Source organism: Streptomyces sp. SID12501, from assembly GCF_010550245.1.
Classification (GTDB): Bacteria; Actinomycetota; Actinomycetes; order Streptomycetales; family Streptomycetaceae; genus Streptomyces.
In genome coordinates this window covers 1-381 of the sequence record NZ_JAAGLU010001104.1, presented here as the reverse complement: position 1 = coordinate 381, position 381 = coordinate 1, and the positions used below count along the sequence as shown (strand labels likewise).

Annotated in this window: 1 protein-coding gene; it reads left to right on the top strand. The window is 72.7% G+C overall.

Annotation, left to right across the window (positions count from 1 at the left end):
* A partial coding sequence (locus tag G3I71_RS50030; protein WP_164325640.1) for a family 43 glycosylhydrolase occupies nt 1–381 on the top strand: 381 nt, incomplete at both ends.

Here is a 381-nt window from a genome sequence, read left to right as displayed (position 1 = left end):
CCGGCTGGGAGTCGTTCGCGCTCGACGCGACGTCGTTCGTGCTCGACGGCACGCAGTACCTGGTCTGGGCGCAGCAGGACGTCACGATCCGCGGCAACTCCAACCTCTACATCGCCCCCATGGCGAACCCCTGGACGCTCGCCGGCCCGGCCGTGCTGCTCACGCGCCCCGAGCACGACTGGGAGACCGCCGGGTTCTGGGTCAACGAGGGCCCGTCGGTCCTGGTCCGCGAGGGCCGCGTGCTGCTCACCTACTCGGGCGCCGCGACGGGCCCCGAGTACGCGATGGGCCTGCTCACCGCCTCGACGGACGCCGACCTGCTCGACCCCGCGTCGTGGACCAAGAGCCCCGACCCCGTGCTCGTCAGGCACCCCCACCACG